Below are 21,703 nucleotides of genomic sequence, written 5' to 3' on the forward strand. Positions count from 1 at the left end.
CGATGCGATTCAATTCGTGCTTGCGAACGCCGACCAGTCTTCCCGGCACACCATCCGCCAGAGCTTAACACTCATTCGATTGACGAACTGTTGCTTCGCGCAGCGAGCGAGCGTCCGATGAGTCACGCCGAGTTACTCGCGAGCGGATGCGGTCGCGTCCTCGGCAGGTTGCACTGCGGACGTGAGCGGTACCGATGCAAGCCTGTTCCCAGGCAAAAACTTCCAGGTCGGGGAGGATGGCTCCCGCGTCCGATCAGGGCGGCCAACTCCGTCGCCCGTGGCTGCAGAAGTGGGAATGCGCACAGTGACGACCGGGCGCGCAGTACGCACGTCGCGGCGGGCCGACCCGCACGGATCGGCCCGCCGCGACTGCTCGTGCGACTCACTCGTCGGACGAGGAGGACTGCATGCCCTGGGTGATGAGGTCCATGACCGAGGAGTCGGCCAGCGTGGACACGTCGCCGACCTCGCGGTTCTCGGCCACGTCCCGCAGCAGGCGCCGCATGATCTTGCCGGAGCGCGTCTTGGGCAGTTCCGGCACGACCATGATCTGCCGCGGCTTGGCGATCGGTCCGATCTCGCGGGAGACGTGCTCCCGCAGCTCCGCCATCGCCGCGTCGCCTCCGGCGGTGTCGTCGGTGCCGCCGCGCAGGATCACGAAGGCCACGATGCCCTGGCCCGTGGTGGGGTCGGAAGCGCCGACCACCGCGGCCTCGGCCACGTGCTGGTGCGACACCAGGGCCGATTCGACCTCGGTGGTGGAGATCCGGTGGCCGGAGACGTTCATGACGTCGTCGACCCGGCCCAGCAGCCACATGTCGCCGTCCGCGTCGTACTTGGCGCCGTCGCCGGCGAAGTAGTAGCCCTGCTCGGCGAAGCGGGACCAGTAGGTCTCGCGGAACCGCTCGTCGTCGCCCCAGATGCCGCGCAGCATCCCCGGCCACGGCTGGTCCAGCACGAGCAGGCCGCCCTCGCCCTTGCCGAGCTTGTTGCCGGCCTCGTCGACCACCGCGGCGGAGATGCCCGGCAGCGGCTGCTGGGCCGACCCCGGCTTCGTCGCGGTCACGCCGGGCAGCGGCGAGACCATGATCGCGCCGGTCTCGGTCTGCCACCAGGTGTCCACGATCGGCGCGCGGTTGCCCCCGATGTGCTCGCGGAACCACATCCACGCCTCGGGGTTGATGGGCTCGCCGACGGTGCCCAGCAGTCGCAGCGAGGACATGTCGTACTGGTCGGGGATGTTCGAACCCCACTTCATGAAGGTTCGGATCGTCGTCGGCGCCGTGTAGTAGATCGACACGCCGTACTTCTGCACGATCTCCCAGTGGCGGCCCTCGTGCGGCGTGTTCGGCGTGCCCTCGTAGAGCACCTGGCTGGCGCCGTTGGCCATCGGCCCGTAGACGATGTAGGTGTGCCCGGTGACCCAGCCGATGTCGGCGGTGCACCAGTACACGTCCGAGTCGGGCTTGATGTCGAACACCGCGTTGTGCGTGTACGCGGACTGCGTGAGGTAGCCGCCCGAGGTGTGCAGGATGCCCTTGGGCTTACCGGTGGTGCCCGAGGTGTAGAGGATGAACAGCGGGTGCTCGGAGTCGAACGCCTCCGGCGTGTGCTGGTCCGACTGCTTCGGCACGACGTCGTGCCACCACAGGTCGCGCCCCTCGTGCCAGGCGACGTCCTCGCCGGTGCGCTGCACCACGAGCACGTTCTCGATGCTTTCCGCGCCGGCCACCGCTTCGTCCACGTTCTGCTTCAGCGGCATCGGTTTGCCGCGCCGGTACTGCCCGTCGCAGGTGATGACGAGCTTCGCCGAGGCGTCGTCGATGCGCGTGCGCAGCGCCTCCGAGGAGAAGCCGCCGAAGACGACGCTGTGCAGCGCACCGAGGCGGGCGCAGGCCAGCATCGAGATCACGGCTTCCGGCAGCATCGGCAGGTAGATCGCCACCCGGTCGCCGGCGCCGATGCCGAGCGAGGACAGGGCGTTGGCCGCGCGGGAGACCTCGCGCTGCAGCTGGCCGTAGGTCACGGTGCGGGAGTCGCCCGGCTCGCCTTCCCAGTACAGAGCCACGCGGTCACCGTTGCCCGCTTCCACGTGGCGGTCGACGCAGTTGTAGGCGACGTTGAGCCGCCCGCCGACGAACCACTTCGCGAACGGCGCCTCGGACCAGTCGAGGACCTGGTCCCACTGCGTGTCCCAGTGCAGTTGTCCGGCCTGTCGCGCCCAGAACGCCTCCCGGTCCGCGGCGGCCTCGGCATACGCGTCCGCGGTGACGTTCGCCTGCGCCGTGAACTCCGACGGCGGCGGGAACGTCCTGCTCTCGGAAAGCAGGTTGTCCAACTTGCTGGACTGCCCGTCGGATTGGCTCATCTCGTGAAGACCTCCCTGACTGATGGGACAGCATCGTGCAATGAGCACCGTAATGCGAAGGGGCTCGCGGCGACAGGGGAGAGCGCGTATTGGTTCAGACCACTCACCGCGTTCGGACTCAACTCGTCGTGCGGCCTCGTGCTTACGGTACGTCCGCGGCGCGGCACGTGTACACCGCCGAGCCCCGGGCGGCGACACCCAGCTGGGCCGGCGATTGCCGCGAGAGGCCGTGCGGACCGGGCGCCGCCCGGTAGCAGCAGGGCCATCGCTGGCCGGGCGGTGCCCGCCCCGCTGGAAGGGACGCCGGAAGGAGATCGCTGGGAGGGACGCCGGAAGGAGATCGGCGGAAGTACCTGCCGGCAGGCCCGCCGGGGGCGCTCGGCCGCGCGAGCACCCGGTAGCGTGCACGGACGTGCCCAAGCCATCGCTGGCTCCGCTCGCGGAGCTCCCCGGAGTCGCCGAGGCCGTCGCCCGCGCCCGCGCAGCCGTCGACGAGGTGCACGAGCACCCGGTGAACCGCCGTGGCTGGCCCACCACGGCGGCAGAGGCCTCCGTGCGCGCCGCACGCGCCTCGGCCGCCGTCGCCGGCGGCGCCACCGAGATCCCGGACAGCGGCTCGGTCGACGAGCCGCTGCTGGCCGGCTCCCTGCGCGTGGCCGAAGCGCTCGGCACGCTGCTGCCGACCTGGCAGCGCGCCCCGCTGCAGGCGTTGGCCCGGATGCACGTGCTCGCCGCCGCGGACGTCGTCAACGATCAGGACCAGCTCGGACGGCCCCGGACGGCCCCGGAGGTCTCCGAACGGCTCGACCTGCTCTCCGAGGTCATCACCGAGACCGACGCGCAGGGCCCCGGTCCCGTGTTCGCCGCTGTGGTGCACGGGGAGCTGCTCGCGCTCGACGCGTTCGGCACCACCACCGGTGTCATCGCGCGCGCGGCCGCGCGGCTGTGCGTGATCGGCAGTGGACTCGACCCGAAGGGGCTCGTCGTGCCCGAGGTCGCCCACTTCCGGCGGCAGCAGGATTACGCTGCAGCTGCCCAGGGGTTCGCCACCGGTGATCCGGAGAAGGTTGCCGCGTGGATCGAGCACTGCTGCGACGCCCTGGAAACCGGCGCGCGCGAAGCCGGGTCGATCGCGGACGCGGCGACCCCCGAATGACAGCCGCTTCGCGCTGCCGGCGGCCCCGGGCTGCCAGCGGACCTGGGCTCCAGTGGCCCCGGACTGCCGGCGGATCCGGGATGCTGGCGGATCCGGGATGCTGGCGATGGTCCCGATGACAGCGCCCCCGAGCACAGCGACGCCCTGAGCACAGCGACACCCCCGGCGGAAGAGAGGACACGGAGTTGAAGAAGATCCTGATCGACTGCGATCCCGGGGTCGACGACGCGTTGGCGCTGACCCTGGCGCACGGCAGCCCCGAACTGGACCTCGTCGGGGTCACCTCCGTCGGCGGCAACGTGCCGATCGACGTCACCACGGACAACGCGCTGCGCCTGGTCGACTTCCTCGGCAGCGACGCCTCCGTCGCCCGCGGTGCAGGCGTGCCGCTCGTGCGGCCGCCGCGCACCGCCGCGGACGTGCACGGCACCTCCGGCCTGGGCAACGCCGTGCTGCCGGAGCCGACCGCGCAGCCGTGCGGGCAGCACGCGGTCGACTTCATCATCGACGCGCTCGCCGCCGCACCCGGCGAGATCAGCCTCGTGGCCATCGGCCCGCTGACGAACATCGCGCTGGCCCTGGCCAAGGAACCGCGCGTGGCCGAGTGGGCGCGCGAGTTCGTGCTCATGGGCGGGTCCTACACCCGCGGCAACAACACCCCGGCCGCCGAGTTCAACATCGCCGCCGACCCGGAAGCGGCCGCCGCGGTGTTCAACGCGCCCTGGCAGCCCGTCATGATCGGGCTCGACCTGACGCTGCAGGCCCGCGCCACCGGTGATGTGCGCGCCGGATTCGCAGGCCTCGGGCGCTTGGACGCGGAACTGATCACGCCGAGCCTCGACCTGTACGGCACGGCCGAGGAGTACCGGGACGGCGGGCCGCCGGTGCACGACGTGTGCGCCGTGGCCTACACGATCGACCCGGGCCTGCTGACGACCGAGCCGGGCCACGTCGCCGTGGAAACCCAGGGCAAGTACACCTCGGGCATGACCGTGGTGGACTTCCGCGACCCGGACGCCGCCTTCGCCGGGCAGCAGCCCGAACGGCACAACGCCGTCGTGGCCACCGGCATCGACACGGCGCGCTTCTGGAAGCTCGTCACCGAGGCCTGCACGCGGGCGGCCGAGCAGCTGCCCTGAGCGGCCGCGGTGGGCCTTCGCTGCTGGCCCGGGGCCAGCTGCCGGTGCGTTCCGCTGCGCCGGCACGACCGCGCGGTTTCAGCCCTCGCGGGCCGCGGTGAGCGCGTGCCGCACGTGCCCGCCGTGCTCGGCGAGCAGCTCGGCCGCGCGAGGGACCTCGACATCGGCCAGCAGGTGCACCAGCGCGGTCTTCACATCGCCCTCGGCTGCGTCGAGCGCGGCAGCGCACTCCTGCTCCGAAGCGTCGGTGGTCTCCCGCAGGATGCTCAGCGTGCGCCCGCGCAACTTCTCGTTCGTCGCCAGCAGGCTCACCATGAGGTTCGAATACGTGTGGCCCAGCCGGATCAGCGTCGCCGTGGAGAACGCCGTGAGCACGAGCTTCTGCGCGGTGCCCGCCTTCATGCGGGTCGAACCGGCGACCGGCTCCGGACCCGTCGCGGTGACCACCGCCGTCTCGGCGATGTCGTGCGCAGGGCTGTCCGGATTGGACGTGACGACCGCGGTGCGCAGCGACAGGTCCCGTGCCGCGCGCAGCGCCCCGAGCACGAACGGCGTCCGCCCGGAAGCGGCCAGCCCGAGCACGAAATCGCCGGTGTCCGCGGATTCCCGGATGCTCGCCGCGCCCGCGTCCTCCTCGTCCTCGGCGTTCTCCACCGGGCGGTGCAGCGCCTGCGCACCACCCGCCTGGTGCACGACGAACCAGTCCGGACAGATGTTGAACGTGGGCACGAGCTCCGCCGCGTCCAGGGCCGCCAGCCGGCCGGAGGTGCCCGCGCCGACGTAGTGCACCCGCCCGCCGGCGCGCAGCGTCTCCACCGCCCGGTCCACGACGTGCGCCAGCTCCGGCAGCGCGTGACCCACGGCTTCCGGCACGGTGCGGTCCTCGGAGTTGAGCAGCCGCAGCAGCTCCAACGTGGGCAGCAGGTCGATGTCGGTGGTCCGCGGGTTGACGCGTTCGGTCGGGATGTCGAGCCGTGCGCGTTGGCTCATCAACAGATCCTCCTCCTGGTGCTCGGAACGCGTCGCCGGCGTCCGCGAGATCCACTCTGGCCAGCGGGCCCGCACAGCGCAAGCCGTCGCGACCGTCGCGGCGATCACCGAGGCGTGCGGAACCAACCCTGCGCACGCAGGTCCGCCGGGGAGTCGAGCAGCACCCGGTCGCGGTCGCGCACCTGCACCCCGTCCAGGTTGACACCCCGGCCGAAGTACGTCTCGTCGGTGACGTAGCGCCAGCGCAGCCGCACCCGTTCCCCCTGCTCGGCGGGGACCCGGCCGGTCACCTCCCACCAGGAGCGATGGCCCGCCCCGGCCAGCTGCTCGGTCGTGCCCGCCGGGGCGCCCTCGCCGCGCGCCCGCAGCGGCACCGGCCGCCAGTCCCGCCCGTCCGCGGAAGCCTCCAACCGCAGGGCATCGGTTCCGTCCGGGTCCTGCTGGGTGTCCACGAACGCGTCGAACCGCACCGCCACGTCACCGCGCACCGGCCCGAGCTCGGCGGTGCGCAGCACACCGTCCCGGCGGGCGAACCACGAGTCGTCGCCGTGCCGCGGACGCACGGACAAGGACTCGGCGATCCCGTTCGCCAGCACGCGTCGCGCCGGGCTGTTCGAACCCCACTCGCGCGTGGGGTGCACGCGGTTGCTCAGCAGCACGGCCACCGATCGCGAATCCCGGTCGAGCACGAGCGAGGTGCCGGTGAAACCGGTGTGCCCGGCGGTGCGCGGGCCGCTCAACCCGCCCATGTAGAAGCGCTGGTCGAGCTCGAAACCGAGTCCGTGCGCCGAACCGGGGAACTCGGTGTTCTCGTTGCGGAGCATGCCCTCGACGGTGGATTCGGACAGGATCCGGTGGTCGCCGTAGGAGCCCCCGTTGAGCAGTGCCTGCCCGAGCACGGCGAGGTCGCCGGCGCTGGCGAAGATGCCCGCGTGCCCGGCCACTCCGCCGAGCGACCAGGCGTTCTCGTCGTGCACCCGGCCGCGCACCATCCCCCGGTCGGGGTTGCGCTGGTACTCGGTGGCGGCGATGCGGTCGTGCAGCCGCTCCGCGGGCCGGTAGCCGGTGTCGGACATGCCCAGCGGCTCCGTGATGCGTTCGGCGACCACCTCGTCGAGCGAACGCCCCGACACCCGCTCCACCAGCAGCCCGAGCGTGATCATGTTCGGGTCGGAGTAGGTGTAGTGCGTGCCCGGTTCGCGTTCCGGCCGCAGCCCCAGCACCGCCGGGACCCGCTCCGCCGGCGGCAGCTTCCACAGCTGCACCTCGGCGGGCAACCCCGAAGTGTGCGTCAGCAGCTGCCGCACGGTGATGTCCTGCTTGCCGTGCTCGGCGAACGCGGGCAGGTACTCGGCCACCGGCGCGTCCAGCCGGACGTTGCCGCGCTCCACCTCCTGCAGCGCGGTGATCGCGGTGAACAACTTCGTCAGCGATGCGATGTCGAAGATCGTGTCGCGCTGAGCGGACTCCCACTGCTCGCGGGGCAGTTCCGCGCCCGTGTCATCGGCGTAGCGCAACTCGTAGCCGGCGGCCTCGTGGCGCACGATCCTGCCGTCGTGCGCCACCAGACCCACCGCGCCGGAGTACATCGGGTGCTGCCGGTCCGGCGTGGCTCCGGTCCACGCGCGCAGCTGGTCGAACGCCCGGTCCAGCGGCTCGGCGGCCATGCCCACGTCGGCGGGCTGCGCCGGCCGCAGCACCGTCGTCGGCGGGCTGAACCCCGGGCGGGGCCGGTCGAACCGGCCGCTGCCGCCGGGTGCGGCTGCGGTCGCCGACACCACCAGCACGGCCACCGACAGGACGAACAGCCCGCGCAGCCTTCCGGCCATGCCCATCTCCTCAGTCGTACAGCAGGTGCGGGCGCCGCTGGTCGCGGAACCGGCGCTGGTCCTCGCGCCACGAGTCGACCACCTCGGCCGCGTCCGCACCGGCGTCGATCATGCGTCGCAACCGGTCGCTGCCGGCGAGCAGGTCGATCATCAGGTCCTCGCGCCAGCCGAACACGTCGGGGTAGAGCCGCCGCGCGGTGACGAGCATGGCCGCGGCCGCCTCCACCGCCGGCGGGTCGCCGTCGTGGTGCAGCCGCACCCCGCCGCACGTGCGGTCGGCGTGCTTGGAGAACGTGGGCACGAAGAAGGCCTCCTGGAAGCGCACCCCGGGCGGGCCGGACGCGTTCAGCGCCTCCGCCCAGCGCCAGTCGATGCCGGGCGCGCCGATGAGCTCGAACGGCGTGGCCGTGCCGCGCCCCTCGGACAGGACGGTGCCTTCGAACAACCCGGTTCCCGGGTAGACCGCGGCGGTGCTCCGGGTCGGCATGTTCGGGCTCGGCGGGATCCACGGCAGACCGGTGTCGGTGGTGCGACCGCGCCAGCCGGTCACGCGCACGACCTCCAACCGCTCCAGGCGCCGCGGCAGGTGTTCCCGGTCGAACAGCAGCGCCAGCTCGCCCACGGTCATGCCGTGCTGCTGCGCGATCGGCAGCTCGCCCACCCCGGAGGAGAACGCCGGGTCCAGCAGCGGGCCCGCGACCCGGTCGCCGATCGGGTTCGGCCGGTCGAGCACGGTGAACGCGGCGCCCACCCGGCTCGCCGCCTGCATGGCCGTGTACATCGTCCAGACGTAGGTGTAGAAGCGGGCGCCCACGTCGGCGATGTCGAACACGAGGTGGTCCACCCGCGCCTTGCGCAGCATCCGGGCCATCGCCTCGGCATCGGCGCCGTACGTGTCGTAGACGGGCAGGTTCGTGCGCGGGTCGGTCACGTCGCCTTCCGACTCCCCGGCCTGCTCGGTGCCGCGGAACCCGTGCTCGGGGCCGAACGCGGCCACCACCGGCGCGCCCTGCTCGTGCATCGCGTCGACGACGTGCCGCAGCGAGGAGAGCACCCCGGTGGGGTTCGTCAGCACTCCGACGCGATCGCCGCGCAGGGCGCGCCAGCCCTGCGCCGCGAGCACGTCGGCGCCGGTGCGCACCGGCTCGGCACCGGGCGCTGCGGTGGGAGCTGCCGCCGTGGCCGCGCTGCTCGCGCTCGGCAGCAGAGCCGGAGCCAGCGCCGCGGTGGTGACGAAGTGCCGGCGGTTCACGGTCACGGTGATCACCAGCCCAGGCCGTGGCCGAACGGGTAGCGGTCCTCGCCGGGACGTTGCGGGTCCGGCACGGCCACGGGCAGCCGTCCCCGCGGGGAGCGTTCGCCGAACAGCACCCGCGTCAGCGCCTCCACGGCCACGTCCTTGTCCGAATAGGTCACCAACCACGCGGGCAGCTGCTCGCCGTGGCCGGCGTCGTACGGGTCGCCGACCGCAGCAGCGATCACCGGCCGCGAAGTGCCGGACAGCGCGGCCAGCAGGTCCCGCTGCCCGGCGTTGTCGTCCTCCCAGGCGCCGTCGGTGAGCACGACGGTCGTGTCGTGCTCCCGCGCCGCCCGCACCGCGGTGTCGATGCGCTGCTGGTCGGGATTGCTTCCCGTGTCCTGCGCGCGGGTGCGCGGCCCGCGGGAAGCGATCCGGTCGGCGAGGGCGCGGGTGGCCGACTCGCCGGCACCGGTGACCAGCACGCTGCCCGACGCCGGGTCCAGCGGCAGCACCGCGCCGTCGTTGCGCAGCAGCGTCGTCGTGCGGTCGGTGATCTCCTGCGCGGTGCGCACGTGCTGCGGGGCGCCGACGAACCGCTCTGCGCGGTCGGGGTCGGCGAACGGGTCGCTGAGCACTCCCCGCCGCCGCTTCAGGTCGAGCACGCGCCGCACGCTGCGGTCGATGCGCTGTTCGGACAGGCGCCCCTCGCGCACGGCGGTGCGCACCGAATCGATAGCCAGGCGCAGGTCGATCGGCATGAGCAGCACGTCCGCGCCGGCCTGCAGCGCCAGGATCGGGATCTCGGAATCCGGGTGCTCCTGCCGCACCCCGTCCATCTTCAGCGAGTCGGTGAGCACCAGACCGCCGAAACCGAGCTCCTCGCGCAGCATCCCGGACAGCACGGTTGGTGAGAGCGTCGCCGGTTCGCCCGAGTCGTCCAGTTTCGGCACGAGCAGGTGTCCGCTCATCACCGAGTCCGAGCCGGTGTCGATGGCGCGGCGGAACGGTGGTGCGTCGATCTCTTCCCACTGCTGCCGGTCGTGCTCGATGACCGGCAGTCCGGTGTGGCTGTCCACATCGGTGTCCCCGTGGCCGGGGAAGTGCTTCACCGAATCGGCGATCCCCGCGCGGTGGAAACCGCGCACCTGCGCCGCGGTGAGCTCGGCGACCAGGCCCGGGTCGGAGGAGAACGAGCGCACCCCGATCACCGGGTTCGCCGGGTTGACGTTGACGTCGCCGCTGGGGGCGAGGTTCAGGTTGAAGCCCATCGCCCGCAGCTCGGCCGCGGTCACCTCGGCAGCGGTCGCCGCGTCGTCAGCGCTGCGCGCGGCCCCGAGGGCCATGTTGCCGGGGAACTGCGCGGCGGGCGGGCCGATCCGGGTGATGTCGCCCTGCTCCTGGTCGAGGCAGGCCAGCAGGGGGATTCCGGAGCCGGAACCGAGCGCGGCCCGTTGCGTGCCGTTGGAGAGCTCGGCGATCTGCCGCGGGGAGTGCAGGCTGTCCGTCCACGAGAAGTGGACCAGCCCGCCCGGGTGGTAGGTGCGCACGATCTCGGCGGGCGTGTCCACCCCGAATTCCGCGCGGTTGTCCGGATGCGGGCTGTGCGCGTCCCGCCCGTAGGCGTAGACGACGAACAGCTGCCCGATCTTCTCGTCCAGGCTCATGTCCTGCACCGGATCCGCGGCGTTCGGTCCCGGGAAGGTGGAGGCGGTGGCGGCCGAGCTCGCAGCCACCACGGCGGAGAGCACGACGGTGCGGCGACCGATGGTCCGGGCCACGGCGGCCTCCTTGCGCTGGCGGCTTGCACTCCGGCGCTTGCGCTCCGGGGCTTGCACTGGGCAGGAACGGGCGCGGATGGCGGCCGGGTTCCGGGTTCGCCGACGGTGGGCGGCGGTGCCGACCCTCCGGTGCCGCGAAACCGGACGTGCGCGACCGATCACGCTGTGAACCTGGAAAGCTACCCACGGTGCGGAATCCGGTCAACGCGACACGGCGGAGGTGGCGACAACGCGCCAGGAGCGACCGCGCCGGGATTCCGGCGGTTCCCTCCTCGGCGGCAGGAGTCCGGATGCAGCGGCTCCCCCTGTGCATCCGGCCCTCGGTGCGCAGCGGACTCCGGTGCGGCGAGGCCGTTGCTCAGCTGCGACGCACGGTCAGGGCTGTGCCACGCGATCAGGCCGCGACGCACGAGCAGGGTGGCGCACGAGCAGGGTGGCGACACACGGCGACGCCCGTCCGAGGACGGGCGCCACCTCCGCGCGAGGAACCGGGGTACCAAGCTGCTGACTCGGTCGTACCGTTCTGGGCTAGGCGTCCGGCGTCCCGGTACGCAACCCCGTTGAACGACTCGCCTCCTTGTGGGGGCAGCGCGTGGGTTCACCGGCTGCTCGCGCGCGGAGCCTACGAGGGGGAGACGTCACTTCTCCTCCGTAACGTCCCTGGCCTGCAGGGTCCGCACCTTCATTGTGGAGCGGCCGCAGCGGTTGCTGCAAGAGTTCGCGCGCGCACGTCTCGTGGTCACCCGGAGGTGGTCGGTCGACGGTGGTCAACGGCGCTTGCGCCACTGGCGCAGGCCCCACCAGGCCGCGCCCGCCGCGGCGACCGCGCCCATGCCGACGCCCGCGGCGGTCACCGCGGTGCGGGACGGAGTGGGCAGGCGGGCGCGCAGCGACACCGGGTGGTCGAACGTGAGCGACGGCCAGCCGCGCTGCACCCCTTCGCGGCGCAACGCGCGGTCCGGATTCACCACCGTCGGATGGCCAACCGCCTCGAGCAGGGGCATGTCGCTGATCGAGTCGCTGTAGGCGCGGCAGGCGCTGAGGTCGTAGCCCCGCTGCTCGGCGAGTTCCCGCGCCGCGCGGGCCTTGTTCTCCCCGGAGCAGTAGAACTCGATCTCCCCGGTGTAGCGGCCGTCCTCCACGACCATGCGCGTGCCCGCCCAGTGGTCGGCGCCGAGCATCTCGGCGATCGGCGCGACGACCTCCTGGCCGGACGCGGACAGCACGACCACCGCGTGCCCCGCCTCGTGGTGGTCGTCGATCAGCTGGGTCGCCTCCTCGTACACCAGCGGGTCGACGATGTCGCTGAGCGTCTCCGCCACGATCGCGCTGACCTGCTCCACCTCCCAGCCGGCGCACAGCGAGGTGATGTGCGCGCGCATCCGGTCCATCTGGTCGGCGTCCGCGCCGGCCAGCATGAACACGAACTGGGCGTAGGCGCTCTTGAGCACCGCGCGGCGGTTGATGAGTCCTTCCTGGAAGAACGGGCGGCTGAACGCGAGCGTGCTCGACTTGGCGATCACGGTCTTGTCCAGGTCGAAAAAGGCCGCCACGTGGCTTTCCGGCGCGGTCGGGGGGTTCGCGGACTCCGTCACGGGGACAGCATACGGGCCGGCGGGAGCGAACGTGCCGCATCGCGCCGACGCGTCGCAGCTACTGCTCCCTCCCCATCCGGTTCCCCCGTCCGGGGGCTGTGGTTCACCGGACCGCGGAACCCGAAACGAGTGGCCAATGCGGAGGAAAACCGGCACGCCGTCCACAAGGGTGCGAGTTGTCCACAAGTAGTGGCGGAGGTTCTTGGCGGACGTCGAAAACCCGGCCATGGTGCTCGCAGCTAACGCGGAACCGAGCCACCGGCGACCACGAAAGGCCGAGACCATGACGTCCACTCCGCTCATCATCGCCGCCGACGCCGAACTGCGCTGCGAACTCGAACGGATCGCCGCGGCCTGCGGCAGCACGGCGCGCAGCGCCGCCGAACCCACCGCAGTGGAGGGTTCCTGGGCGAGTGCGCCGCGCGTGCTGCTGGACGAGCCGGCCGCGCGGGCCGCGCTGGATTCGGGGCTGCCCTGCCGGCGGGAGGTCTACCTTCTGGTCCGGGCACCGGCGGAGGGGACGTGGCAGGCGGCCTTCGCCCTCGGTGCGCAGGACGTGGTCGACCTGACCGTCGAGGAGCACCGCGTCGTCGACCTGTTCACCGCACCACCGGACGCGGACGACTCCGCCGAGGCCGCAGCGACCGGCCGCGTCCTGGCCGTGCTCGGCGGATCCGGCGGCGCCGGGGCCTCACTGCTGGCAGCGGAGACGGCCGCGAGCGTGGCGCGGCGCGGCGACCGCGGACTCCTCCTCGACGGTGACCCCTTCGGCGGCGGCCTCGACATCGTGCTCGGCTGGGAGGACCTCCCCGGGCCGCGCTGGTCCGACGTCAGCATCGGTAGCGGACGCGTCGCCGCTGCGACGCTGCACGAAGCACTGCCCGCGCAGCAGCTCGGGGCCGGCACGCTGGCCGTGCTCGCCTGCGACCGCGAGAACCCGGACGCCGGGTTCACCGCCGAGGCCGTGCGGGGCGTGCTCGGTGCGGCCCGCCAGGCCGGCGACACGGTCGTCTGCGACATCTCCCGCCATCTCACGGCAGCGGCGGAAGCCGCGCTGCGGCACGCCGACCTGATCTGCCTCGTCGCGCGAGCCGAACTGCGCGCGTGCGCGGCTGCGGCCGCGGTGCTCGGGCACGTGCGTGCCACCGCGCCCGCGCCCGCGTGCCTGCTCGTGCGTGCGAGCCCGGCTGCCGGGATGCGCGCCAAGGACGTGCGGCAGGTCGTGGGAGTGGAACCGCTCGCGATGATCCGCGACCAGCCGGAGATCGCCGCTGCCGCCGACCGGCGCGGCATCGGTACCGCGACCGCGCCGTCCCGCGGGCCATTACCACGCACCGCGGCTTCGGTGCTCGACCTGCTCGACGCCGGGGTCGACGGTCAGCCCGCCTGAGGCGTGCCAGCAGCGCACCACCGGCGAGCGCCCGAGTCGCATCCGGCGGCGGCCAGCGGAGCCACCTGACCGCCGCCATCACTGCCCAGACCCCATCCCACCTGGGCACGTCCGCTCCTGTCCCACCCCTCCCTGCCCGATGCCCCTGTCCAGTCCGGCGTGCCCCGAACCGCCCAGCCGGTGCCGCCTGCGGCCGCCCCGACCGCAGCACAGCCCGGTGACCCCGTCCACGGAGCCCGACATGACCCCGATTTCCCCTGCTTCCCCGAATCCCCTTGCCTCCGCGAATCCCCCTGCCTCCGCGGCTGGTCCGGCGGCCGCGCCGCTCGACGAGGCGCTGCTGGAACGCGTGCGCAACCGGATCGTCGACAACGGCGAGGAAGTGACCCCCGACTCGGTCGCCGAGGCCGTGCGGGCCGAAACCCGCGGCCTCGTCGCCGACAGCGATGTGCTCGCCGCGCTGCGGCGGGTGCACCAGGAGTTCCTCGGTGCCGGTGCGCTCGAGCCGCTGCTGCGCGAGCCCGCGGTCACCGACGTGCTCGTCACCGCACCTGACGAGGTCTGGGTCGACCGGGGGCACGGGCTCGTGCTCACCGAGGTGACCTTCGGCGACGAGGAGAGCGTGCGGCGACTGGCGCAGCGGTTGGCGCTCGCCAGCGGACGCCGGCTCGATGACGCCCAACCGTGGGTGGACGCCTGGTTGCCGCGGGGCCGCGGGGACAGCCCCGTGCGTCTGCACGCAGTGCTGCCGCCGGTGGCCGCCGCCGGGACCTGCGTGTCGCTGCGGGTGTTGCGCGCAGCCGACCACGATCTCGACGCGCTCGCCGGTGCGGGCATGTTCACCCCGGCCATCGCGGCCGTGCTGCGCCGCATCATCGCCGCACGCCTCGCCTTTCTCGTCGTCGGCGGCACGGCGGCGGGCAAGACCACGCTGCTGGCCGCGATGCTCGGGGAGGTTCCGGCGGACGAACGCATCGTGAGCGTGGAGGAGGCCGCCGAACTCCACCCGCGCCACCCGCACGTGGTGCGGCTGCTGACGCGGCCGGCGAACGTCGAGGGAGCCGGTGGGGTGCACCTGCACGACCTGGTGCGCCAAGCCCTGCGGATGCGACCGGACCGGGTGGTGGTCGGGGAGGTGCGCGGGGCGGAGGTGTGCCAGCTGCTCGCCGCGTTGAACACCGGCCACGAGGGCGGTGCTGGCACGTTGCACGCCAACGCCCCCGCCGAGGTGCCCGCCCGGATGGAAGCGCTCGCCGCTCTCGGCGGTCTCTCCCGCGAGGCGCTGCACAGCCAGCTCGGCGCCGCCGTGCACCTCGTGCTGCACGTCCGCAGGGGAAGCGGTGCCGAACCGGGCCGCTACCTCTCCGAGATCGGAGTGGTGCGACGCGCCGGAGGACATGTGCAGGTGCTACCCGCGTGGTGTCGCGACGGCGGGTGGCAGCCCGGGGGCGAGCACCTGATGCGCCTGCTCGACGGTGCGCAGGCGGCCTGCGCTGAGGTGCCCTGCGCCGAGGCGGCAGAGGAGGCGGGACGGTGACCGCGGCCTGCGCGCTCGCCGCGGTCGCGCTGCTCGGCTGGCCGGGCGCGAGTACGCGTTCACGCGTCGCCGCCCTCCGCCGCCGGCGCAGCGCCGGTGGGACGGCGCGCCGGTGGCCCGGGGATCCGGTGGTGCGGCGGTTCCTCCGCAGCCCCCGCAGAGGGGGAGCCGCGGTGCTCGCCACTGCCCTGGTGCTCGGCGGTACCTGGGCCGCGGGGACCGGTGGAGCGGTCGCCGCGCTCGTCGCCGCCGGCGCCGGCGGGCACTGCTACCGCGTGTGGGAGCGGCAACGCCGGCGGGGTCACGGGTGGGAGGACCTGGCCGCGGGGCTGCGTCTGTTCGTCGCGCAGCTGCGAGCGGGCGCGCACCCGGCAGGAGCGGCTGAGGGGGTCGCGGCCGAATCCCCGGGGCGCACCGGTGCGCTGTTCCGCGAGATCGCGATGACCGCGCGGCTCGGCGGGGACGTTTCGACCGTGCTGGCCGCTGCGCACCGCACCGGTCCGCGCTCGAGCATGGCGCGGGCGTGGCGGCTGGCGGAACGGCACGGGGCGGGTCTGGCGGAACTGCTCGACGCGGTGCGGTGCGATCTGGAGAACCGCGCGGCGTTCCAGCACCGGGTGCAGGCGGACATGGCGGGGCCACGCGCGACGGCGCTCGTGCTGGCGGTGCTGCCGGTGTTCGGCCTCGCGCTCGGCGAAGCCTCCGGTGCGGGGCCGCTTGCCGTGCTCCGCGGCACGCTCTGGGGGCAGGTGCTGCTCGTGGTCGGGGTGGCACTGGCCGGCTGCGGCGCCGTGTGGACGTTGCGGCTGACCGAGGCGGGTGCTTCGTGATCTCCACCTGCATCGCCCTGGTGGGGTTGAGTCTGCTGCTCGCGCCGGAGGCGTCGGTGCGTCGCCGGGTGTTGCGCGCGGTGCCGGCCGGTCGCACGCGGCGGGCCGCACCGGGGATTCCGCACCGCCGCGTGCTGGGGGTCGTGGCGGGCGGTGCCCTCGGTGCGGTGGTCCTGTCGGTGGGCACCGCAGGGGTGGTCGCGGTGCTCGCCGCCGGGACGTGCGCGGTGCTGGTCCGCAGGGCTCGGCGGCGGCAGGAGGGCACCGGCCCGATGGATCTGGCCAGCGGCTACGAGCTGTTCGCCGCCGCACTGCGAGCGGGGTTGAGCGTGCCCGCGGCGTTGTCCGCGGTGACCCGCGAGTTCGCCGGGCCCGCGCAGCGGGCGTTGGGATCTGTCGCCGATCGGATCGCGCTCGGAGCGGACACCGCCGAGGCGTGGGAGCCGGCGCTGCGGTGCCGCGACACGGTGGAGATCGCCCGCGCGGCACGACGTACCGCGCGGACCGGGAGCCCGCTGGCCGTGGTGGTCACCGAACTGGCCGAGCGCACCAGGGCGCGTGCGCACGACCGGGAGCACGCCCGCGCGCGACGTGCCGCCGTGTGGGTGTCGGCTCCGCTGGGGTTGTGCTTCCTGCCGAGCTTCTTCTGCCTCGGCATCGCTCCCACGGTGCTGGGCATGATCCAGCGCGTGGGTGAGTTGTGACAGGACGATGTTCGCGCTGAACAGTCCGAAAAGGATGGAAGGTTCCGATCGAATGATGTCTGGAAAACGCGGCGGGCGTAGGATTTTGCGTCACGTTGAGCGGAGCTTCGAAATCGTGCTGGAGTTGCTTGTTCGTCCGTTGTGGACTGCTTACGCCGGGTTGGCGGCGGCGGTGCGCCGTGCGGCGGGCCCGCTGCGCGGCGATGCGGGGATGAGCACCGCGGAGTACGCGATGGGGACGATCGCCGCCGCGGCTTTCGCCTCGGTGCTCTACGCCGTTGTGACCAGCGACAGCGTGCGGGACGCGGTGACTTCGCTGATCGAACGCAGCCTGCAGGACATGCCGATCTGATGCGCCGCGCGGCAACGGAATCCGACCGCGGCGCGGTCACCGTCGAAGCGGCGGTGGGAATCTGCGCCGTCGTGGCTGTTTTCGCGCTGTTGCTGCTCGGCGTCGGCGTTGCCATCGCCCAGCTGCGGTGCACTGACGCCGCGGTGGAAGCTGCTCGAATGGCCGCCCGCGGCGATCGGGACCGCGCGCACGCGGTGCTCTCCCGACTCGCTCCGGAAGGGGCGAGCGTGCGCTTTTCCGGCGAAGGCGACTACGTGCGCGCCGAGGTGGCCCTACCGGCGCCGACCGGATTGCTGGACCTGCAGGTGACGGCCGAGGCCGTCGCCGCGCGCGAACCGGGCGTGCCGTCCCCGTAGCGGGGCGCTCCCGGGGTTCCGGCCCGTGGTGCGTCGGCCGCGCCCCCGGCGTGCTGGTCCCGGCGTGGCCGCGCCCCGAGGACTGCCGTGCCCCGAGGACTGCCGCGCCTCGAGGACTGCCGCGCCTCGAGGACTGCCGCGCTCTGAGGGCCGCGTCCCAAGGTTCGCATCCTGAGCCTTGCCTCGTCCCGAGGACTGCCGTGATCCGACGCCACCTGGTTCCCGAGCCCCTCGTGCGCCTGCTGCCGGAAGGGCGCACGCCGTCACGCATGCAGCAACGGAGGGACTGTGCTGCCGACGAAACTGCGCGGGGATCACGGTGCGGCCACGGTCGTCGCCGCGGTGCTCGCCCTCGCGATGGTGGGTGTTCTCGTGCTCGTGCTGCACGTGACCGCGGTGCTGTGGCAACGCCACCGCATCGCGGGAGCGGCCGACCTCGCCGCGATCGCCGCGGCCGCGCACGCGCCGTTCGGGCACGACCGCGCCTGCGCGGCCGCGGCCGGTGTCGTGGAGCGGATGGGCGGGGTGCTCGACGAGTGCGACGTGTCCGCGCGGGACGCGCGGGTGCGCGTGCACGGGGAGCCGGCGGCGCCGGTCGGGGACTGGGGTCTGATCAACGCGCGAGCACGAGCGGGCCCGGTGCGAGCGCAGCCGATCGCCCGGCCCGAAGGTGCACCGCACGTCGGGCCGGGCGGTTTAGCCGTCGCGGCCACGACGAGCGGGCGGGTGACGACGATGAACGGTCGTGAACGCCGAGGTGGCCGTGCTGAGTGGTGAGTGGTCCGCCACTGGGAAGAACTGCCGGTTCGGCGCGTCTGAGGGGCTTGGCACATTCGTCGCGGGAACCCGACCGGTCATCGATGGGCCTCTACACAGGCCCGGGTTCGATGCCGTTCAGTAAGGGTGTGGGCACGCTGGAAGTTGCGACAACGACGTCGCAGCGAGGTGGTTCCCCGGCGCCGCAGCACGCCGCCACACCACCAGGCGGAGGCGCCGGATCACCGGTGGGTGCGCCCTTTCGAGCAAGGAGGCTGGAAGACATGGACTCGTCGGCGGAGTGGCAGCACGCCGTCCGCAGCATCCCGGCAACCCCGGCCGGGCTGACCTCGGAGCGAATCGAACTGCGCGTGCAGGCCATCGAGCTGGCCACGCGCGGTTGGGCGGTTCGTCCCGGAACTTTTCCGCAGCACGGAACCATTCCACAGCGCGGTGAGCTGCCCGGAAGTCCCGACTCCCGGGCGGGAAGCAGCCGGGCCGGTGCCCCGGAGCCGGTGCACGCGGACTGGGCGGGGTTCCCCTGGCTGTCCGCGACGGAACTGGCCGAGTGGTGGACGGAACGTCCGTACGGCCTGCTGCTGGCGACCGGGCGGGGGATCAACGCGTTCGAGGTCGACGCCGACCTCGGTCGCCGTGCCGCGCGGCACTTGCGCGCTGCCGGCTCGCCGGTGCCGATCGCCGCGAACCCGCTGGGCCGGTGGTACTTCCTCACGCGCGGCGAGGAACTCGTCGGCGGCCTGTTGGACGAACTGGCCGCGGAACGGGGCGAGCGGGTCGACATCCACCAGGACGGTGGTTGGATCCCCCTGCCTCCCAGTGCTTTTCCGCACGGGATCGTGCACTGGCGCGTCAATCCGGAACTCTGCGGATGGCGGTTGCCCTCCGCGGAGTACGTGCGCAACGCGCTGTGCGCGGCCATGAACCCATCCACAACCGAACAAGCCACCGATGTGGTCGACCTCTTCGCGGCGGGTCGCTGACGGGGACCGATCGGTCGCGTGAGTCACCGATGACACCGCGCACCAGGCTCACCCCGACATGGCTGATGCGGGATGAACGCGCTTCCCCTCCCGTGCTCATTCCGACGCACCGGCCATGGAGCCGCACGCCGGTGACTCAACCCCCGGACGCGACCGCCTCTCCCCAAGCGGCCAACACCGTGTCCAGGACGGCCACTGCCCCCGCCTTGTCCAGCGGTTCGTTGCCGTTTCCGCACTTCGGCGACTGAACGCAGGACGGGCAGCCGACCGGGCATTCGCAGGAGGCGATCGCCTCCCGCGTCGCGGCCAACCACGGGACGATCGCTGCATAGGCGCGATCGGCGAATCCGGCACCGCCCGGATGACCGTCGTGCACGAACACCGTTGCCTCCCCGGTGTCCGGATGCACGGCGGTGGACACTCCGCCGATGTCCCATCGGTCACAGGTCGCGAACAGCGGTAGCAGGCCGATCGCCGCGTGCTCGGCGGCATGCAGCGCGCCGGGAAGGCGTGCCGGTTCCAGTCCGGCGCCTCCCGGCGCGCTGCTCATCAACAGCTCCTGCGGAACGCTGTACCAGACGGCCCGGGTGCGCAGCGTCTGCTCCGGCAGGTCGAGTGCCACCTGGTCGAGCACCTCGCCGGAGGGCAGCTTCCGCAAGTACCCCACCACCTGCGAGGTCACGTCGACCTCGCCGAGGCTCACCGTGATCGCGCCTTCCTCGGCGGCACTTTCCGCAGCGGTGCTTTCCGCGCTGCGGGAGACACCGCTGTCCACGGTGCGCAGCACGGAGATGTCGGTGGTCTCCCGCGGCGAGGTGGTCCACTCGGGGTTCTCCGCGTGCACCAGGGCGATGCCGTCGTCGAGGTCGAGCGAGTCGACGACGAAGGATTCGCCGCGGTGCAGGTAGACCGCGCCCTCGTGCACCGTGGAGCAGGCCGACCCGGGGTCGACGGTGCCGAGCAGCCGTCCCGTGTCGGCTTCCACGACGGCGATGGGCTGGCCGCCGGTGCCGCGCAGTTCGACATCGCCGTGCGGGCGTTTGCGGCTGGTCCAGAACCAACCGCGGGGACGGGCGCGCAGCACCCCGTCGGCGGTGAGCGCGGAAACGGCGGATTCCGCCGCGTCCCCGCCGAGCAGGGCCAGGTCCTCCCGCCTGAGCGGCAGTTCGGCCGCGGCGCAGACCACGTGCGGTTCGAGGACGTGCGGGTTGGTCGGGTCGAGCACGGTGGTTTCCACCGGCCGGTCCAGGATGGCGTGCGGGTTGCCGACGAGGTAGGTGTCCAGTGGTTCGTCGCGCGCGATGAAGATGATCAGCGCTCCGGCGCCTTCGCGGCCGGCGCGTCCGGCCTGCTGCCAGAAGGAGGCGAGCGTTCCGGGGTAGCCGGCGATGAGCACGGCGTCGAGTCCGGCGATGTCCACGCCGAGTTCGAGCGCGTTCGTCGTGGCCACGGCGCGCAGTTCGCCGGTGACGAGCGCCTGCTCGAGGGCGCGGCGTTCCTCCGGCAGGTAGCCCCCGCGGTAGGACGCGACGCGTTCGGGCAGTTCCGGCGCCACCTCGCCCAGCGCGCGGCGCGCGGTGAGCGCCGCCGCTTCCACACCGCGGCGGGAGCGCACGAAGGCGAGGGTGCGGGCGTCTTCGACGACGAGTTCGGTCATCAGCCGCGCGGCTTCGGTGCCGGATCCGCGGCGCACGGGTGCACCGTTCTCCCCGGTGATGTCGGGCAGCAGCGGCGGCTCCCAGAAGGCCACGGTCCGCGCTCCCCGCGGCGAGCCGTCCTCGGTGATCGCGGTGCAGTCGACACCGGTCAGCCGCGCGGCCATGTTCTCGGGGTGGGCCACGGTGGCCGAGGCGAGCACGAACACGGGTTCGGCGCCGTAGTGCCGGGCCAGGCGGCGCAGGCGGCGCAGCAGCAGCGCCACGTGGGAGCCGAACACGCCGCGGTAGCCGTGGCATTCGTCGACGACGACGTAGCGCAGGTTGCGCAGGAAGCGGGCCCAGCGCTGGTGCCCCGGCAGGATGCCGTGGTGCAGCATGTCCGGGTTGGTGAAGAGCCACCGCCCGTGCGCGCGGGCCCAGTCGCGCTCGCCGCGCGGGGTGTCGCCGTCGTAGGCGGCGGGGCGGATGCCTGGCAGGTCGAGCTCGCGGACGCCGCGCAGCTGGTCGGCGGCGAGCGCTTTGGTGGGTGCCAGGTACAGGGCCGTGGCCGTTTCCTCGCTGCGCAGGGTGGACAGGATCGGCAGCTGGTACGCGAGGGATTTGCCGGAGGCGGTTCCGGTGGCGATGACGACGTGCTGCCCGGTGCGGGCGGCGTCCGCACCGGCGCGCTGGTGGGTCCAGGGCCGCGCGGTGCCGCGGGTGCTCAGCGCGTCGATGAGCTCGGCCGGTGCCCAGTCCGGCCAGTCGGTGTGGCGGGCCGGGCGCGGGGGCAGGTCGGCGACGTGGCGCAGCGGGCCGTCCGCCTCGGCGGTGTCTTCGTCCTGGGCTCCCGCGAGGATGCGGTCCAGTAACCGCCGGCCGTGTTCGTCGCTGCTCGTGCGCACGGCAGCAGCCTCGCACAGCGGGGGCGCGCGGCGTGCGGTGCCGGTCGCCGGTGCGGTCCCGCGTTGAGCTCGTTGAACTCACCCGATCCGGCGTTATTGGTACCGGGCGGGGCCGGTGGCGGAGCGGTGCGGCGGGGTCG

Annotated in this window: 17 protein-coding genes; 10 read left to right on the plus strand and 7 right to left on the minus strand. The window is 73.0% G+C overall.

The window, feature by feature from the left end; translation table 11 throughout:
• Positions 1 to 382 precede the first annotated feature (382 nt).
• Positions 383 to 2,368: an acetate--CoA ligase gene (gene acs, locus ACVGV2_RS01475; RefSeq protein WP_459164246.1), complete on the minus strand. Its 1,986-nt coding sequence runs from the start codon at positions 2,366 to 2,368 to the stop codon at positions 383 to 385.
• A 412-nt stretch (positions 2,369 to 2,780) separates the two neighbouring features.
• On the opposite strand from acs, the gene ACVGV2_RS01480 reads away from it, so the two are divergent.
• Both ACVGV2_RS01480 and ACVGV2_RS01485 read left to right on the plus strand, forming a co-directional pair.
• A complete protein-coding gene (locus tag ACVGV2_RS01480) occupies positions 2,781 to 3,524 on the plus strand; it encodes a Fic family protein (protein WP_459164247.1) in 744 nt (247 codons plus the stop codon).
• Between the two features lie 185 nt (positions 3,525 to 3,709).
• Entirely contained in the window at positions 3,710 to 4,663 is a 954-nt protein-coding gene (locus ACVGV2_RS01485; RefSeq protein ID WP_459164248.1) for a nucleoside hydrolase, read from the plus strand.
• 78 nt (positions 4,664 to 4,741) lie between these two features.
• Here ACVGV2_RS01485 and ACVGV2_RS01490 read toward each other — a convergent pair whose 3' ends face one another.
• The 5 genes from ACVGV2_RS01490 to ACVGV2_RS01510 form a co-directional block, all read right to left on the minus strand.
• On the minus strand, positions 4,742 to 5,653 hold the full coding sequence (locus tag ACVGV2_RS01490) for an N-acetylmuramic acid 6-phosphate etherase (RefSeq protein WP_459164249.1): 912 nt from the start codon (positions 5,651 to 5,653) through the stop codon (positions 4,742 to 4,744).
• A 104-nt stretch (positions 5,654 to 5,757) separates the two neighbouring features.
• Positions 5,758 to 7,482, minus strand: a complete 1,725-nt coding sequence (locus ACVGV2_RS01495) for a serine hydrolase domain-containing protein (RefSeq protein ID WP_459164250.1) — start codon at positions 7,480 to 7,482, stop codon at positions 5,758 to 5,760.
• 10 nt (positions 7,483 to 7,492) lie between these two features.
• Entirely contained in the window at positions 7,493 to 8,740 is a 1,248-nt protein-coding gene (locus ACVGV2_RS01500) for an exo-beta-N-acetylmuramidase NamZ family protein (RefSeq protein WP_459164251.1), read from the minus strand.
• A gap of 5 nt (positions 8,741 to 8,745) precedes the next feature.
• Complete coding sequence (locus ACVGV2_RS01505) at positions 8,746 to 10,500, minus strand: glycoside hydrolase family 3 protein (RefSeq protein ID WP_459164252.1); 1,755 nt, start codon at positions 10,498 to 10,500, stop codon at positions 8,746 to 8,748.
• A 767-nt stretch (positions 10,501 to 11,267) separates the two neighbouring features.
• On the minus strand, positions 11,268 to 12,095 hold the full coding sequence (locus tag ACVGV2_RS01510) for an HAD family hydrolase (RefSeq protein ID WP_459164253.1): 828 nt from the start codon (positions 12,093 to 12,095) through the stop codon (positions 11,268 to 11,270).
• Between the two features lie 202 nt (positions 12,096 to 12,297).
• Between ACVGV2_RS01510 and ssd the strand changes: the two genes are divergently transcribed.
• From ssd to ACVGV2_RS01550, 8 genes are all read left to right on the plus strand, one after another.
• Positions 12,298 to 13,485 (plus strand): septum site-determining protein Ssd, encoded by a 1,188-nt coding sequence (gene ssd, locus ACVGV2_RS01515; protein WP_459164254.1) that lies wholly within the window; start codon positions 12,298 to 12,300, stop codon positions 13,483 to 13,485.
• 241 nt (positions 13,486 to 13,726) lie between these two features.
• Positions 13,727 to 15,022, plus strand: coding sequence for a TadA family conjugal transfer-associated ATPase (locus ACVGV2_RS01520; protein ID WP_459164255.1), 1,296 nt, complete (start codon positions 13,727 to 13,729; stop codon positions 15,020 to 15,022).
• Entirely contained in the window at positions 15,019 to 15,852 is an 834-nt protein-coding gene (locus ACVGV2_RS01525; RefSeq protein ID WP_459164256.1) for a type II secretion system F family protein, read from the plus strand. Before ACVGV2_RS01520 ends, ACVGV2_RS01525 begins: the two co-directional genes overlap by 4 nt.
• The gene (locus ACVGV2_RS01530) at positions 15,849 to 16,556 is read left to right on the plus strand and encodes a type II secretion system F family protein (RefSeq protein ID WP_459164257.1); all 708 of its coding nucleotides are present in this window, start codon (positions 15,849 to 15,851) and stop codon (positions 16,554 to 16,556) included. Before ACVGV2_RS01525 ends, ACVGV2_RS01530 begins: the two co-directional genes overlap by 4 nt.
• A 172-nt stretch (positions 16,557 to 16,728) precedes the next feature.
• Positions 16,729 to 16,908, plus strand: a complete 180-nt coding sequence (locus tag ACVGV2_RS01535) for a DUF4244 domain-containing protein (RefSeq protein ID WP_459165827.1) — start codon at positions 16,729 to 16,731, stop codon at positions 16,906 to 16,908.
• Positions 16,908 to 17,264 (plus strand): TadE family type IV pilus minor pilin, encoded by a 357-nt coding sequence (locus ACVGV2_RS01540; RefSeq protein ID WP_459164258.1) that lies wholly within the window; start codon positions 16,908 to 16,910, stop codon positions 17,262 to 17,264. The genes ACVGV2_RS01535 and ACVGV2_RS01540 overlap by 1 nt, the downstream gene beginning before the upstream one ends.
• Before the next feature lie 288 nt (positions 17,265 to 17,552).
• A complete protein-coding gene (locus ACVGV2_RS01545; protein ID WP_459164259.1) occupies positions 17,553 to 18,041 on the plus strand; it encodes an Rv3654c family TadE-like protein in 489 nt (162 codons plus the stop codon).
• Between the two features lie 263 nt (positions 18,042 to 18,304).
• Positions 18,305 to 19,021 carry a bifunctional DNA primase/polymerase gene (locus ACVGV2_RS01550; protein WP_459164260.1) on the plus strand — a complete coding sequence of 239 codons (717 nt, stop codon included), beginning with the start codon at positions 18,305 to 18,307 and terminating at the stop codon, positions 19,019 to 19,021.
• Positions 19,022 to 19,157: 136 nt separating this feature from the next.
• Here the strand turns inward: ACVGV2_RS01550 and ACVGV2_RS01555 are convergent, their stop codons facing one another.
• A complete protein-coding gene (locus ACVGV2_RS01555) occupies positions 19,158 to 21,563 on the minus strand; it encodes a DEAD/DEAH box helicase (protein ID WP_459164261.1) in 2,406 nt (801 codons plus the stop codon).
• Between the last annotated feature and the right edge of the window lie 140 nt (positions 21,564 to 21,703).

The organism is Bounagaea algeriensis, assembly GCF_054491375.1.